General features: G+C 71.3%; 11 protein-coding genes and 2 riboswitches. Of the genes, 1 reads left to right on the forward strand and 10 read right to left on the reverse strand.

Annotation, left to right across the window (positions count from 1 at the left end; genetic code table 11):
• Positions 1 to 87 precede the first annotated feature (87 nt).
• The 10 genes from thiI to aceA all read right to left on the reverse strand — a co-directional run bounded on the left by thiI (position 88) and on the right by aceA (position 13,100).
• The gene (gene thiI / locus AB0N90_RS31005) at positions 88 to 1,350 is read right to left on the reverse strand and encodes a tRNA uracil 4-sulfurtransferase ThiI (protein WP_365202218.1); all 1,263 of its coding nucleotides are present in this window, start codon (positions 1,348 to 1,350) and stop codon (positions 88 to 90) included.
• 9 nt (positions 1,351 to 1,359) lie between these two features.
• Positions 1,360 to 2,382 carry a class 1b ribonucleoside-diphosphate reductase subunit beta gene (gene nrdF / locus AB0N90_RS31010; RefSeq protein WP_365202220.1) on the reverse strand — a complete coding sequence of 341 codons (1,023 nt, stop codon included), beginning with the start codon at positions 2,380 to 2,382 and terminating at the stop codon, positions 1,360 to 1,362.
• Positions 2,383 to 2,438: 56 nt separating this feature from the next.
• Positions 2,439 to 4,574, reverse strand: coding sequence for a class 1b ribonucleoside-diphosphate reductase subunit alpha (gene nrdE / locus AB0N90_RS31015; protein ID WP_365202222.1), 2,136 nt, complete (start codon positions 4,572 to 4,574; stop codon positions 2,439 to 2,441).
• Positions 4,571 to 5,002 carry a class Ib ribonucleoside-diphosphate reductase assembly flavoprotein NrdI gene (gene nrdI, locus AB0N90_RS31020; protein ID WP_365202224.1) on the reverse strand — a complete coding sequence of 144 codons (432 nt, stop codon included), beginning with the start codon at positions 5,000 to 5,002 and terminating at the stop codon, positions 4,571 to 4,573. Before nrdI ends, nrdE begins: the two co-directional genes overlap by 4 nt.
• Before the next feature lie 171 nt (positions 5,003 to 5,173).
• Positions 5,174 to 5,397: riboswitch (cobalamin riboswitch) on the reverse strand.
• A gap of 65 nt (positions 5,398 to 5,462) precedes the next feature.
• Positions 5,463 to 5,810, reverse strand: coding sequence for a hypothetical protein (locus AB0N90_RS31025; protein ID WP_365202226.1), 348 nt, complete (start codon positions 5,808 to 5,810; stop codon positions 5,463 to 5,465).
• An 86-nt stretch (positions 5,811 to 5,896) separates the two neighbouring features.
• Positions 5,897 to 8,215, reverse strand: a complete 2,319-nt coding sequence (gene metE, locus AB0N90_RS31030; protein WP_365202228.1) for a 5-methyltetrahydropteroyltriglutamate--homocysteine S-methyltransferase — start codon at positions 8,213 to 8,215, stop codon at positions 5,897 to 5,899.
• 168 nt (positions 8,216 to 8,383) lie between these two features.
• A riboswitch (cobalamin riboswitch) is annotated at positions 8,384 to 8,578 on the reverse strand.
• 81 nt (positions 8,579 to 8,659) lie between these two features.
• Positions 8,660 to 9,169 carry a GNAT family N-acetyltransferase gene (locus AB0N90_RS31035; protein ID WP_365202326.1) on the reverse strand — a complete coding sequence of 170 codons (510 nt, stop codon included), beginning with the start codon at positions 9,167 to 9,169 and terminating at the stop codon, positions 8,660 to 8,662.
• A gap of 152 nt (positions 9,170 to 9,321) precedes the next feature.
• A complete protein-coding gene (locus AB0N90_RS31040) occupies positions 9,322 to 10,191 on the reverse strand; it encodes a 3-hydroxybutyryl-CoA dehydrogenase (protein ID WP_365202230.1) in 870 nt (289 codons plus the stop codon).
• The gene (gene aceB, locus AB0N90_RS31045) at positions 10,188 to 11,771 is read right to left on the reverse strand and encodes a malate synthase A (protein ID WP_365202231.1); all 1,584 of its coding nucleotides are present in this window, start codon (positions 11,769 to 11,771) and stop codon (positions 10,188 to 10,190) included. The genes AB0N90_RS31040 and aceB overlap by 4 nt, the downstream gene beginning before the upstream one ends.
• Positions 11,772 to 11,813: 42 nt before the next feature.
• Complete coding sequence (gene aceA / locus AB0N90_RS31050) at positions 11,814 to 13,100, reverse strand: isocitrate lyase (RefSeq protein WP_136103328.1); 1,287 nt, start codon at positions 13,098 to 13,100, stop codon at positions 11,814 to 11,816.
• Between the two features lie 376 nt (positions 13,101 to 13,476).
• On the opposite strand from aceA, the gene AB0N90_RS31055 reads away from it, so the two are divergent.
• A complete protein-coding gene (locus tag AB0N90_RS31055; RefSeq protein WP_365202233.1) occupies positions 13,477 to 14,883 on the forward strand; it encodes a short-chain fatty acyl-CoA regulator family protein in 1,407 nt (468 codons plus the stop codon).
• Positions 14,884 to 14,948 lie beyond the last annotated feature (65 nt).

Genomic DNA, 14,948 nt, shown 5'->3' on the forward strand with positions numbered 1-14,948 from the left:
GCTCAGGGGGAGCACCGCCGACCCGCCCAAGGTGGCAACCCGCACCGACATACCGCCGACAGCTCACGTCCGCCGCCCACAGAACGCCTACGCAGGCGCAGAGGCTGACGCCGGTGCCGACGCCGGTGCCGGGCAGCCGGTGGCCTGTGCGGGCACCTCGGCGGTGTCCTCGCCGGGCAGCAGCACCTGGGCGCCGTCCAGGAGGGCCGCCGTCACCTCGTCGAGGTCCAGCCGCCTCTCCACGGCGTGCAGCTGCGGCAGTCCGGCCCGGGTGCTGGCCCGGGGCGGGGCGAGCAGCGAGCAGCAGTCCTCGTCCGGCAGCATCGAGATGTCGGCGGTGCCGATGGCCCTGGCCTCGTCGATGATCTCCTGCTTCTCCCGGCCGATCAGCGGCCGCAGCACCGGCAGCACGGCCACCTCGTCTACCGCCACCAGATTGGCCAGCGTCTGGCTCGCCACCTGCCCCAGGCTGTCGCCGGTGACCAGCGCCTGTGCCCCGGTCCGGTCGGCCAGCGCACAGGCCGTGCGCACCATCAGCCGCCGCTGCGCGACCACCTGGAGCCGGCCAGCACCGGCCACCGCCAGCTGCTTCTGGGCCTTGCCCAGCGCGATGACGTGCAGCTTGCCGGGCGGTTGGTACCGGTTCAGCTCCCGGGCCAGCGCGTACGCCTTGTACACGGAGGCGGCGTTCGTGTAGGGCGCCCCGCTGAAGTGCACGAAGTCGCAGGCCAGGCCCCGGCGCATGATCCGGTGGGCGGCCACGGGGGAGTCGTAGCCGCCCGAGAGCAGCACCAGCGCCCGCCCGCTGGAACCGACGGGCAGACCGGTCAGCCCGGGGTGGCGGGCCCAGGACAGATAGGTCTCCTTGCGGTCGATCTCCACGGTCAGTACGACATCGGGGCGGGTCAGATCGACGCGGGGCCCCTCGACCTCCGCGAGGATCCGCGCCCCGAGGTGACCGGCCAGCTGGGACGAGGTCAGCGGGAACTGCTTGTCCCGCCGCTTGGCCCGTACGGCGAAACCGAGCCCCGGCCGTTCGGTGTTCAGCGCGCGCAACGCGGCCACGGCCGTCGCGGTGATGTCCGCCATCGTGCTGGGCACCCGTACGGCCGGCTCGACCGAGGCGAAGCCGATCACCCGGCGGGCCCGCTCCACCAGTGCCTCCTGCGGGACCTGACCGCCCAGCACGGTGACGTTCTGCGCGACCTTGATCCAGGTCGAGCCCCCGACGCCGCGCAGCGCGAGCCGCAGATTGTCGTGCAGCCGCTCGACGAAGCGGTGCCGGTTGTGCCCCTTGAGGAACACCTCGCCGTGCTTGAGCAGCACACAGGTGTCGCCGAATTCGTCCATGCGCATCCCTCAGAAGTCCCAGTCGTCGTCGGCGGTGTCCTCGGCCTTGCCCATGACGTAGGAGGAACCGGAACCGGAGAAGAAGTCGTGGTTCTCGTCCGCGCCCGGCGAGAGCGCCGCCAGGATCTCCGGGTTGACCTCGGTCTCCGCCGCGCCGAACCGGGCCGGGTAACCCAGGTTCATCAGCGCCTTGTTCGCGTTGTAGCGGACGAAGACGGCCACGTCGTCCATCAGGCCCAGCGGCTCGTACAGCTCGCCCGAGTACCGCAACTCCAGCTGGTACAGCTCCTCCAGCAGGGCGTACGTGAACTCCCGCATCTCCTCCTGCCCGGCCGGTGTCAGCTTCTCCAGGCCGCGCTGGTACTTGTAGCCGGAGTAGTAGCCGTGCACCGCCTTGTCCCGCAGGATCAGCCGGATCATGTCGGCCGTGTTGGTGAGCAGGGCGTGGGTCGAGAAGTGCAGCGGCAGATAGAAGCCCGCGTACAGCAGCAGGGACGACAGCAGGGTGGAGGCCACCTTGCGCTTGAGCGGGTCCTCGCCGTAGTAGTGCGCGAGGACCGTCTTGCAGCGCCGCTGGAGGATGTCGTTGCCGACCGCCCAGCGGTAGGCGTCGTCGATCTCCGGGGTGGTGGCGAGGGTGGAGAACACCGAGGAGTAGCTGCGGGCGTGCACCGCCTGCATGAAGGCGATGTTGGTGTACACCGCCTCCTCGTGCTCGGTGCGCGCGTCCTGGATCTGCACGATCTCGCCGACGGTCGCCTGCACCGTGTCCAGCATCGTCAGACCGGTGAACACCCGCATGGTCAGGGTGCGTTCCTCGGCACTGAGCCGCTGTCGCCAGGCGCCGAGGTCGTTGGAGAGCGGGACCTTCTCGGGCAGCCAGAAGTTGGCGGTGAGCCGGTTCCACACCTCCAGGTCCTTCTCGTCGGTGACCCGGTTCCAGTTGACCGGGCGCAGCCGGGCCGTGGGGTCGTGCCGGTAGGACGGGGGCGTGACCGACAGTTCGGTCAGGGGCGCGGGGGTGGTGGTCATCGTCGGTTTCCTCGGAGCGTACGGGATCGGAACGTGCGGGATCGGCGCGCGCGGGATCAGAGGGTGCAGGAGAGGCAGTTCTCGATCTCGGTCCCGGCCAGGGCCTCTTGGCGCAGCCGGATGTAGTAGAGGGTCTTGACACCCTTGCGCCAGGCGTGGATCTGCGCCCTGTTCAGATCGCGGGTGGTGGCGGTGTCCCGGAAGAACAGCGTGCAGCTCAGGCCCTGGTCGACGTGCTGAGTGGCCGCGGCGTACGTGTCGATGATCTTCTCGGGGCCGATCTCGTACGCGTCCTGGAAGTACTCCAGGTTGTCGTTGTCCATGTGCGGCGCCGGGTAGTAGACCCGGCCGAGCCTGCCCTCCTTGCGGATCTCCACCTTGGCGGCGATCGGGTGGATGGAGGCCGTGGAGTCGTTGATGTAACTGATGGATCCGGTGGGCGGTACGGCCTGCAAGTACTGGTTGTAGATGCCGTGTTCGCGCACCGACCGGCTCAGCTCGCGCCAGTCCTCCCGGGTCGGGACGCGCACCCCGGCCGCCGTGAACAGGGCGCGCACCCGCTCGGTGGCCGGTTCCCACGTCCGCTCGGTGTACTTGGTGAAGTACGAGCCGTCCGCGTACGCCGACTGCTCGAACCCGTCGAAGGCCGTGCCGCGTTCGATCGCGATCCGGTTCGAGGCGCGCAGGGCGTGGTAGGCGACGGTGTAGAAGTACATGTTCGTGAAGTCGACGCCCTCCTCGCCGCCGTAGTGGATCCGCTGGGAGGCGAGATAGCCGTGCAGGTTCATCTGGCCGAGGCCGATGGCGTGCCCGAGCCGGTTGCCGTGTGCGACGGACGGCACCGCGTCGATGTCCGACTGGTCGGAGACGGAGGTCAGGCCGCGTACCGCGGTCTCCACCGTGGCGCCGAGGTCGGGGGAGGCCATCGCGGCGGCGATGTTGAGCGAGCCCAGATTGCAGGAGATGTCCCGGCCGACCGTCTCGTAGCCGAGCGCCGCGTCGTACGTGCTGGGCGTGTTGACCTGGAGGATCTCCGAGCACAGGTTGGACATGTTGATCCAGCCGGGGATCGGGTTGGCCCGGTTCACCGTGTCCTCGAACAGCAGATACGGATAGCCGGACTCGAACTGGAGCTCCGCGACGGTCTTGAAGAACTCCCGTGCGCTGATCGTGGTCTTGCGCACCCGCGGGTTGGCGACCAGGTCGTCGTAGTGCTCGGTGACGGACAGATCGGCCAGCGGCCTGCCGTACTCGCGCTCGACGTCGTACGGCGAGAACAGGTGCATGTCCTCGTCGCGCTTGGCGAGTTCGAAGGTGATGTCGGGGACGACCACACCGAGCGAGAGGGTCTTGATGCGGATCTTCTCGTCCGCGTTCTCCCGCTTGGTGTCCAGGAACCGCATGATGTCCGGGTGATGGGCGTGCAGATACACCGCGCCCGCGCCCTGGCGTGCGCCCAGCTGGTTGGCGTACGAGAAGGAGTCCTCCAGCAGCTTCATCACCGGGACGACACCGGACGCCTGGTTCTCGATCCGCTTGATCGGCGCGCCCTGCTCGCGCAGGTTCGTCAGCAGCAGCGCCACGCCGCCGCCCCGCTTCGACAGCTGGAGCGCGGAGTTGACCCCGCGCCCGATGGACTCCAGGTTGTCCTCCACCCGCAGCAGGAAGCAGGAGACCAGCTCGCCGCGCTGCGCCTTGCCCGCGTTGAGGAAGGTCGGGGTGGCCGGCTGGAAGCGGCCCGTCATCATCTCGTCCACCAGCCGGGACGCCAACTCCTCGTCCCCGGCGCCGAGATACAGCGCGGTGGCGACCACCCGGTCCTCGTAGCGCTCCAGATAGCGGGAGCCGTCGAAGGTCTTCAGGGCGTACGAGGTGTAGTACTTGAACGCGCCGAGGAAGGTGCGGAACCGGTGCTCATGGGCGTACGCCTGCCGGTACAGGCGCTCGGTGAACTCCCAGTCGTAGCCCCGGAACACCGCCTCCTCGTAGTACTCGTTCTCGATCAGATGGCCGGTCTTCTCCTTCAGCGTCCCGAACACCACCGTGTTCGGGTTGACGTGCTGGAGAAAGTACTGGCGTACGGCCTCACGGTCCTTGTCGAACTGGATGCGGCCCTCGCAGTCGTACATGTTCAGCATGGCGTTCAGCGCGTGGTGGTCCTTGCGCGTCCCGACCGGTTCCCGCTCGCTCATGCCGCCGACCGCCCCGCCGCCGATGCCCCTCGTGTCCAAAATGTCCGCAGTCCTTCCCGCACGGCACGGACATCGCGGTCCGTGCCCAGCAATTCGAATCGGTACAGCTCCGGGACCCGGCACTTCGCCGCGATCACCCGGCCGGCCAGGCAGTAGTCGGCGCCGAAGTTGGTGTTGCCCGAGGAGATCACCCCGCGCAGCAGCGCCCGGTTGGCCTCGATGTTCAGGAAGCCGATCACCTGCCTGGGCACCGCGCCCGCGCGCTCGCCGCCGCCGTACGTCGGTGTGATCAGCACGTACGGCTCGGTCACCACCGGCATGCCGGTGCGGCGCGGGTGCAGGGGGATGCGCGTCGCGGGCAGACCCAGCTTCGCCACGAAGCGCCGGGTGTTCTCCGAGACGCTGGAGAAATACACGAGACCGCTCATCGGTCCGCCGCCTCCTCTCGCTCGTTCCCGTCCGGCTCCGAGAACCGGGAGGAGGGCGCGGCGGCACGCGAGGCGGGCATCGGGGCGGGCGGAGAAACACACGCCGGGCCCCGGGGTCCGTACGACGGCCACGCGGCCCTCCCTCGGGGCCTCGAAGCGCGCACGCCGTCCGTCGGCGTACGCGCCGGTGGCAGGTCTTCGGACTCGCGGGCACGTCCTCATCGCCTGAGGACACCTACCGGCCGTCGCTTCCCAGACCCGTCTCACCGGGTCCAGTGCGTATGACGGCGGTCGTTCCCGCTCACCGCTGCGGGGCAGTCCCGGATTCCCACCGGGTTCCCTCTTGCCTCACCGGACACCACGGCGCCCGGCGAACCACCAGCGCGTTCAACACTACATCTAGAACTCGCCTGGGGTGCACAGCCCCAGATGTTGTGTCGCGGGTGAAACTTAGGTATACCTAAGTGTGCCGGGCGGGGCGGCCCCGGCGGTCCTTCGCCGCGCGCCCCGCGCCCGTGACGGCGCGGAGGTCCCGGGCGCGCTGCCGTATGCCCGCGACCAGTTCGGCGTGCCCGGCCCCGAGTTCCGCGTGCGGCTCGTGCGGGGCGGGCTCCCGCTCGCCGGCCAGGACCTCGGCCAGCTGCTCCAGGAACTCCACCGTGTCGAAGAGCGTGTCCCGCAGGGCGCGCATCCGGGCCGTCTGACTGCCCAGTTGCCGGCGCATCGCGAGCAGGCTCTCCAGGTCCTTCGCGGGCACGGCGACCAGGGGCCGCCCGTCCACCACGACGTCCTGCGGTTCGTGTCTCACCGTCGGGCCCCCTCCTGCTCCTGCGGTGGCTGTGCTGCCGGGCGGGGCCGGGACGCGTGCGCCCCGGCCCCGCCGCCGGGTGTGGATCAGGCCCCGGCCAGCTCCTCGCGGACGGTGCGCGCGGCCGCGACCAGGTTCTCCAGGGACGCGCGGGTCTCCGGCCAGCCGCGGGTCTTCAGTCCGCAGTCCGGGTTGACCCACAGCCGCTCCGCCGGGATCGCCCCGAGCCCGGTGCGCAGCAGCCCGGCCGCCTCCTCGGCGCTCGGGACGCGCGGGGAGTGGATGTCGTAGACACCGGGACCGGCCTCGCGCGGATAGCCGTGGTCGGCCAGTTCGCGGGCGACCTGCATATGGGAGCGGGCCGCCTCCAGGCTGATCACATCGGCGTCGAGATCGTCGATGGCCCGCACGATGTCACCGAACTCGGCGTAGCACATGTGCGTGTGGATCTGGGTGTCCGGGCGCACCCCGCAGGTGCTCAGCCGGAACGCCTCGGTCGCCCAGTCCAGATACCCGGGCCGGTCGGCGGCGCGCAGCGGCAGCGTCTCGCGCAGCGCGGGCTCGTCCACCTGGATCACCGAAGTCCCCGCCAGCTCAAGGTCATTGACCTCGTCCCGCAGCGCGAGCGCCACCTGCCGCGCGGTGTCCCCGAGCGGCTGGTCGTCGCGGACGAAGGACCAGGCGAGCATGGTGACCGGACCGGTGAGCATGCCCTTGACCGGGCGGTCGGTGAGCGACTGGGCGTACGACGTCCAGCGCACCGTCATCGGCTCGGGACGGGAGATGTCGCCGGCCAGGATCGGCGGCCGCACATACCGGGTGCCGTACGACTGGACCCAGCCGTGCTGGGTGGCGAGGTAGCCGGTGAGCTGCTCGGCGAAGTACTGCACCATGTCGTTGCGTTCGGCCTCGCCGTGCACCAGGACGTCGAGACCGGCCTTCTCCTGGAAGCCGATCACCTCCCGGATCTCGGCCTTGATGCGCTCCTCGTACCCGGCGGTGTCGATCCGGCCCGCCCGCAAGTCGGCGCGTGCGGTGCGCAGTTCACCGGTCTGCGGGAACGATCCGATCGTCGTCGTGGGCAGCAGGGGCAGCCCGAGCCGGGCGCGCTGCGCGGCGGTGCGCTCGGGGTACGGCTGGGAGCGGCGGGCGTCGGCCCCGGTGACGGCGGCGGCGCGGGCGCGCACGGCCGGGTCGTGGGTGAGGGCGGAGCCGGCCCGGGAGGCGAGGTCGGCCCGGTTCGCGGACAGCTCCGCGGCGATGGCGTCCGTGCCGAGGGTGAGGCCCTTGGCGAGCGTGGCGATCTCCGCCGTCTTCTGCTCGGCGAAGGCGAGCCAGCGCAGGATCCCCGGGTCGATGTCGCGCTCGGCGGCCGCGTCCAGGGGCACGTGCAGCAGGGAGCAGGAGGCCGAGACGTCCACCCGGTCGGCCAGGCCCAGCAGGGTGCCGAGGGTGGCCAGGGACTTCTCCAGGTCGTTGACCCAGATGTTGCGGCCGTTGACGACGCCCGCGACCAGCCGCTTGCCGGGCAGCCCGCCGACGGCGGCCAGCGCGTCCAGGTTCCGGGCGGCGGCCTCGGTGAAGTCCAGGGCCAGGCCCTCCACCGGCGCCTTCGCGAGCACCGGCAGGGCCTCGCCGAGCCGGTCGAAGTAGGACGCGACCAGCAGCTTCGGGCGGTCGGTGCGGGCGCCGAGGTCCCGGTAGGCGCGCTCGGCGGCGTTCAGCTCGGCCGGGGTGCGGTCCTGGACCAGAGCGGGCTCGTCGAGCTGCACCCAGTCGGCGCCGGCCGCCCGCAGATCGGCGAGGATCTCGGCGTACACCGGCAGCAGCCGGTCCAGCAGGGTCAGCGGCTCGAAGTCCGCGGGCACGCCGGGCGCGGGCTTGGCCAGCAGCAGATAGGTCACCGGGCCCACCAGCACCGGGCGGGCGCTCAGCCCGAGGGCGAGGGCTTCGGTCAGCTCCGCGACCTGCTTGGCCGAGTCGGCCGTGAACACCGTGTCCGGGCCCAACTCGGGCACCAGATAGTGGTAGTTGGTGTCGAACCACTTGGTCATCTCCAGCGGCGCCACCTCCTGGGTGCCGCGGGCCATCGCGAAGTAGCCGTCCAGCTGATCGGCGGCGACGGCCGCCCGGTGCCGGTCGGGGATCGCGCCGACCATGACGGTGGTGTCCAGGACATGGTCGTAGTACGAGAAGTCGCCGGTCGGCACCTCGTGCAGGCCGGCCGCGGCGAGCCGGCGCCAGGTGGCGCTTCGCAACTCGGAGGCGGTGGCGCGCAGCTCGGTGGCGGTGACGCGGCCCTTCCAGTAGCCCTCGACCGCCTTCTTCAGTTCCCGGTTCGCCCCCTGGCGGGGGTAGCCGTACACGGTGGCCCGTGCCGCCGCGGCTGCGGACTTCGTGGTCACGGAGATCTCCTTCGCGAGATGAATCCCTGAGATCCCGGGGACGGGACGAGAGCGCGAAGGGTGACGGACCGTACGGCAGCGGCCCACGGCCGTCCGTTCGGTTCTGTGTCGCCGACCCGCCCTCGAGGTCACCGGGATGTCCGCGCACGGGACGTCCCGCGCACGGGCAGTTGGCAGGTCTTCGGACTCGCGGGCCCGTCCTCGTCGTCCGAGGACACCTACTGGCCGTCGCTTCCCAGATCCGTCTCACCGGGTCCAGTGCGTATGACGGCGGTCGTTCCCGCTCACCGCTGCGGGGCAGTCCCGGATTCCCACCGGGTTCCCTCTTGCGACGCTCCCGCCTGGCGGACGGGGCGAACCAGCTGCACGGGCCAGCCTACGGGCCGAAGGGCTCGTGTGGTGGATCAGGTCCAGCATTCGGATGGCGCGCCGAGACGGACGGCCTCAGACCAGATCGCGGCCCGGCTCGATGACCCAGTGATTGCTGCGCAGCGCCCGTCCGGCGAACTCCATGTCGATCTCCGCGAGGAACCGGAAGTCGAGGGAGCGGCAGATCCCGTTGGACGCCGCGTTCCCGGTCGCCGGGAAGGCATGCACCGGGCCCCAGCGGTCCTGGTCGCGGGCCTGCTCCAGGAGGGCCCGGACGGCCTGTTTGCCGAGTCCGCGTCCCTGGAACCCGGGCAGCACCATCCAGCCGATCTCGGAGACCGGGCCATCGGCGCTCTCATGGCTCCACAGGGTCACCGTGCCGGCCACCACGTCGGGCCGCGCCGGATCGGGCACGATCATCTTCAGCCAGGCGCGGTCCGCCGCGGCCTCCTCGGCGTCCCGGCGCACCTTGTCCGCCATCCCCTCCCGGGGCAGCGGCCCACCCAGGTCCGCCATCATGCGGGGATCGCACTGCATCCGCACATAGGCGTCCACGTCGTCCGGTGTGACATCGCGCAACTGCACCTGTTCCTCCAGGGGTTCGCCCGCGATGCTGCCACACGCAGAGGGCGGGAAGCGCCGCACACGCGCTTCCCGCCCTTCCCTCCGCGCGGCCGGTCCGGACCCTCGGCCGGTGACCGCGGACCGGGCCCCTCAGCCCGGCCGGACCAGGTTCCTCAGCCCTGGTCGTACACGTGGAACCCCCGGCCGCTCTTGCGGCCCAGCAGCCCCGCCTCGACCATTCGCCGCAGCAGCGGGGGCGGGGCGTACAGGGGTTCGCGGAACTCGTCGTGCAGCGACTCGGCGATCGCGGCGACGGTGTCGAGACCGATCAGGTCGGCGAGCCGCAGCGGCCCCATCGGATGGGCGCAGCCCAGCTCCATGCCGTTGTCGATGTCCGCGGCCGAGGCGAATCCGGACTCCGCCATCCGGATCGCGGCCAGCAGATACGGCACCAGCAGCGCGTTGACCACGAAACCGGCCCGGTCCTTCGCGTGCACGACGGTCTTGCCGAGCACCTCGGTGGCGAAGGTCTCCACCTCGGCCACGGTCCGGGCCGAGGTGTGCAGCGAGGCGACGACCTCCACCAGCGGCAGCACCGGTACCGGGTTGAAGAAGTGCAGTCCGACGACTCGGTCCGCCCGCGAGGTGGCCATGCCGAGCCGCATCACGGGCAGCGAGGAGGTGTTGGTGGCCAGCACCGCCGCCGGATCCGCCACGATCTTGTCGAGCGCGGCGAACACCTCGGTCTTGGCGTCCGCGTTCTCGGTCACGGCCTCGATCACGAGCTGCCGGTCGGCCAACGCGTCCAGATCGCCGCTGAAGACGATGCGTGCGAGGGCATCCCGCGCCTCGACCTCGGCCAACTTGCCCCGCCGTACGGCCTGTTCGAGCGAGTCGGCGACCCGGTCCCGGGCCGCGCGGGCGGCCACCGCGTCCGCCTCGCAGACCACGGTGTCAAGGCCGGCCCGCGCGCACACCTCGGCGATGCCCGCGCCCATCCGGCCGCCGCCGACCACTCCGACGCGTGCGAAGCGCCCGCTCATGACGCCCGCCGCACGAGATGCCGGGTGTAGGCCTCCGGCGTGAAGAACAGCGGCAACTCGCCCTGGAGAGCGGTGCGTTCGAACAGCGCGCGGACCTCCTCCACCGGCGCCCACGGATACTCCGCGCCGAGCGCCGCCGTCTCCTCCGCAAGCAGCTCCGCCACCGTCTCCCGTTCGATCACCCGGTGCCGTAGCCACTGCCAGATCTGCACCCGGGCGATCTCCGCCGTGGCCGCGTCCTCCATGAGGCCGTCCAGGGCGACGGCACCCCGGCCGTCCAGCCAGGCGGCGAAGTAGCGCAGCGCGACCCGGAGGTTGGTGCGCACCCCCTCCGCCGTGGGCGGTCCCGCGATCCGCCGCACCGACAGCAGCTCGGCCGCGGTGACCGCCACGTCCTCACGCAGCCGGTCCAGCTGGTGCGGCCGCTCGCCCAGCACGCCGTCGAACACCTCCCGGCACACCGGGACCAGACCCGGATGCGCCACCCAGGAGCCGTCGAAGCCGTCCTCCGCCTCACGCTCCTTGTCCAGCCGCACCGTCGCCAACGCGGCCTCACGGGCGGCCGGTTCGGCACCCGGCACCTGCGCCGCCATGCCGCCGATGGCATGCGCGCCCCGCTTGTGGCAGGTGCGCACGAGGAGTTCGGTGTACGCCCGCATGAACGGGGCCGTCATGGTGACCTTCGCCCGGTCCGGGAGCAGGAAGTCGGTGCGGTGGCCGAAGGTCTTGATGACGCTGAACAGATAGTCCCAGCGGCCCGCGTTGAGACCCGAGCTGTGCTCGCGCAGCTCGTAGAGGATCTCCTCCATCTCGAACGCGGCCGTGATCGTCTCGATGAGCACAGTGGCGCGGACGGTGCCCCGGGGGATGCCGAGCAGTTCCTGGGCGAGCAGGAAGACATCGTTCCACAGCCGTGCCTCGTACCGGTTCTCCAGCTTGGGGAGGTAGAAGTACGGGCCGTACCCGGCGTCGATCTGCCGCTGGGCGCAGTGGAAGAAGTAGAGACCGAAGTCCACCAGCGCCGCGGGCACCGGCCGGCCGTCGTACTCCAGGTGCTCCTCCTCCAGGTGCCAGCCGCGCGGCCGTACGACGATCGTGGCGAGGTGCTCGCCCAGCCGGTACTCCCGGCCGTCCGCGGCGGTGAAGTCGATCCGCCGCTCGATCGCGTCCAGCAGGCTCAGCTGGCCGCCGATGACATTGCCCCAGGTGGGCGCGGTGGCGTCCTCGAGGTCGGCCATCCACACCTGGGCCCCGGAGTTGAGCGCGTTCACCGCCATGCGGCGCTCCGGCGGCCCGGTGATCTCCACGCGGCGGTCGGTGAGGCCGGGCGCGGGCGGCGCGACCCGCCAGCCGGGGTCGGCGCGCACGGCGGAGGTGACCATCGGGAAGTCGAGCGGGGTACCGGCGGCCAGCCGCAGGGCCTGCCGGCGCCGCTCCTTCATCAGCTCCTGGCGGCGCTCGCCGAACGCGGCCGCGAGGGCGCCGACGAAGTCCAGGGCGGCGGGCGTGAGGATCTCGTCGTGCCGCTCGCCCTCGGGGGCGAGCACGCGGACCCGGTGGGTCAGTGCACTGGTGGTCATCGGTGTCTCCTGGAGGAGGTGCGAGGAGGTGTGCGGGTCGGCCTAGTGGAACTGCTCGGCCTCCGTCGACCCGGCCAGTGCGGTGGTGGAGGAGGCGGGGTTGACGGCGGTGGAGACCAGGTCGAAGTAGCCGGTGCCGACCTCGCGCTGGTGCTTGACGGCGGTGAAGCCCTGCGCCTGGGCGGCGAACTCCCGCTCCTGGAGGTCGACATAGGCGGTCATGCCGTGCTCGGCGTAGCCGCGGGCCAGGTCGAACATGCCGTGGTTGAGGGAGTGGAACCCGGCCAGGGTGATGAACTGGAACCGGTAGCCCATCGCGCCCAGCTCCCGCTGGAACTTGGCGATCTGGTCGTCGTCCAGCGCGGCCTTCCAGTTGAAGGACGGCGAGCAGTTGTAGGCGAGCATCTGGTCCGGGTAGCGGGCGTGGATCGCCTCGGCGAACTCACGGGCCTGCGCGAGGTCGGGGGTGCCGGTCTCCACCCAGAGCAGATCGGCGTACGGCGCGTACGCCAGACCGCGGGCGATCACCGGCGCCATCCCGGGCCGCACCCGGTAGAAGCCCTCCGCCGTGCGCTCGCCCGTGACGAACTCGGCGTCCCGCTCGTCCACATCGGTGGTGAGCAGATTGGCGGCGAGCGCGTCGGTGCGGGCGACGATGATGCTCGGCACATCGGCGATGTCGGCGGCCAGACGCGCCGCGTTCAGGGTGCGGATGTGCTGCGAGGTCGGCACCAGGACCTTGCCGCCGAGGTGGCCGCACTTCTTCTCCGAGGCGAGCTGGTCCTCGTAGTGGATGCCGGCCGCGCCCGCCGCGATCATGGCCTTGGTCAGCTCGAAGGCGTTGAGCGGCCCGCCGAAGCCGGCCTCGGCGTCGGCGACGATCGGCGCGAGCCAGTCCGTGGTGTCCCCGGCGTCCTCGGCGGTGGCGATCTGGTCGGCGCGCAGCAGCGCGTTGTTGATCCGACGCACCACCTGGGGAACGGAGTTGGCCGGGTACAGGCTCTGGTCCGGGTAGGTGTGCCCGGCCTGGTTGGCGTCGGCGGCGACCTGCCAGCCGGACAGGTAGATGGCCTGGAGACCGGCCTTGACCTGCTGGACCGCCTGCCCGCCGGTGAGCGCGCCGAGGGCGTGGATGTAGTCCTGCTCGTGCAGCTGCCGCCACAGCCGCTCGGCGCCGCGCCGGGCCAGGGTGTGCTCCTCGCGGACGCTGCCGGACAGCCGGATCACGTCCTCGGCGCTGTAGGTGCGCTCGACGCCCTGCCAGCGGGGGTCGGTGGCCCAGCGCCGCGCGAGCTCCTCGGCCGCCTGCGTCCTCGTCGCCTCTGCCATGACTGTCTCCTCGGTCTGTACTGGCTGCCAACATCCCCGCTCGGGTGAACAGGTGTGGCACTACGTGTCGAAAAGTTGAGGTACGGCCCGCCGGCACCTGGGGGACGGAGCTGAGCAGTGCTGCCGGTGACGACCCTCACCCGCGCCGGGAAACCCGATGTCAGGGCCTGATTCGGGCCCCAGCCGCGAGCGGTGGCCGCCGGTGTCCGGCGGGCCGTACTCACACTTTGGCAGTGGCACTGAGTGCCATCAATGGTGGACGTCTGCCAACTTCTGCGAATCTTCCAGCGGCCATTTGCCAACTTTGCGAAGGCCCCACCGGGCCATTCATCACCTACGCTGACCGGAAGCCGGAAGGAAGAGGAAGGACCCGGGGATGGGCAAGACGTACGCGGGCGCGCGGCTGCGGCGCCTGCGCGAGGAGCGGCGCCTCAGCCAGGCCGAGATGGCCCGCGTGCTCGACATCTCGCCGAGCTATCTCAACCAGATGGAGCACGACTCCCGGCCGCTCACGGTCCCGGTGCTGCTCCGGCTCACCGAGACGTTCGGCGTCGATGCGGGCTTCTTCTCCGAGCGTGACACCACACGCCTGATCGCCGACCTGCGCGAGGCGCTGGCCGGGGAACTCGCCGAGGCCGGGCTGTCCGCCGCCGACCTCGCGGAACTCGCCGCCCGGATGCCCGCCGTCGCCCAGGTGCTGCTCGGTCTCGGCCGCCGCAACCAGCTGCTCGCCGAACGCCTCGCGCAGGCCACGGACAGCCGCGGCACCGACCCCGAACTGCCCCGCTCACCCCACGAGGAGATCCGGGACTTTTTCTACCGCCGCCGCAACTACCTCCATGACACCGACCTCGCGGCCGAAGCCCTCGCCGAGGACATCGGCATCGGGCCCGGCGAGGTCCTGCCCGCCCTGACCGCCCGCCTCGCCGACCGGCACGGCGTCCGGCTGTCCGTCGGGGCGGCCGACCACCTCCACCACTACGACGCGCCGACCCGCACCCTCCACCTCTCCACCCGGCTGCGCCCCGGCCAGCGCGCGTTCCGCCTGGCCACCCAGCTCGCCCTGCTCGAACACGGCACCGAACTCGACCAGTTGGCCGCCGAGGACTTCACCCCGGGCTCACCCGCGCACGCGCTCGCCCGCATCGGCATCGCCAACTACTTCGCGGCGGCGCTCGTCCTGCCGTACCGCGCCTTCCACACGGCCGCCGAGGAGGTGCGCTACGACATCGAGCGCCTCACCGACCGCTACGGCCTCGGCTACGAGACCGTCTGCCACCGGCTGAGCACCCTCCAGCGCCCCCGGCTGCGCGGGGTGCCCTTCTCCTTCGTCCGGGTCGACCGGGCCGGCAACATGTCCAAGCGCCAGTCGGCGACCGGCTTCCACTTCTCCCGGGCGGGCGGCACCTGCCCCCTGTGGAACGTGTACGAGGCGTTCGCAGCGCCCGGCCGCATCCATGTCCAGGTCGCCGAAATGCCCGACGGACAGCGCTACTTGTGGACCGCGCGGGCCGTCGCCCGGCACCGCGGCGGCTGGGGCGAACCCGGCAAGACCTTCGCCATCGGCCTCGGCTGCGAGATCCGCCACGCCCACCGGCTCGTCTACTCCGACGGCCTCGACCTCGCGGGCACCTCCGCCGCCACCCCCATCGGCATGGGCTGCCGGGTCTGCGAACGCCTCTCCTGCCCCCAGCGCGCCGCCCCGCCGCTCGGCCACCGGCTGCACATCGACCAGGACACCAGCACATTCGTGCCGTACCGCGTCACGGAACCCGAAGGCTGAGGGCGCCGGCCCCGCCGCGCCCACCTCCGCGAAGAGCTCCTCCTGGCTGAGGGGTCAGCCCCTTC

The organism is Streptomyces sp. NPDC093018, assembly GCF_040684035.1.
GTDB lineage: Bacteria > Actinomycetota > Actinomycetes > Streptomycetales > Streptomycetaceae > Streptomyces > Streptomyces murinus.

Coding starts and splice junctions, on each gene's coding strand:
- nrdI (WP_365202224.1), bottom strand. CDS start 5,002: ATGAGCGGTCTCGTGTATTTCTCCAGCGTCTCGGAGAACACCCGGCGC.
- aceA (WP_136103328.1), bottom strand. CDS start 13,100: ATGGCAGAGGCGACGAGGACGCAGGCGGCCGAGGAGCTCGCGCGGCGC.
- AB0N90_RS31055 (WP_365202233.1), top strand. CDS start 13,477: ATGGGCAAGACGTACGCGGGCGCGCGGCTGCGGCGCCTGCGCGAGGAG.
- thiI (WP_365202218.1), bottom strand. CDS start 1,350: ATGGACGAATTCGGCGACACCTGTGTGCTGCTCAAGCACGGCGAGGTG.
- nrdE (WP_365202222.1), bottom strand. CDS start 4,574: ATGAGCGAGCGGGAACCGGTCGGGACGCGCAAGGACCACCACGCGCTG.
- AB0N90_RS31040 (WP_365202230.1), bottom strand. CDS start 10,191: ATGAGCGGGCGCTTCGCACGCGTCGGAGTGGTCGGCGGCGGCCGGATG.
- aceB (WP_365202231.1), bottom strand. CDS start 11,771: ATGACCACCAGTGCACTGACCCACCGGGTCCGCGTGCTCGCCCCCGAG.
- nrdF (WP_365202220.1), bottom strand. CDS start 2,382: ATGACCACCACCCCCGCGCCCCTGACCGAACTGTCGGTCACGCCCCCG.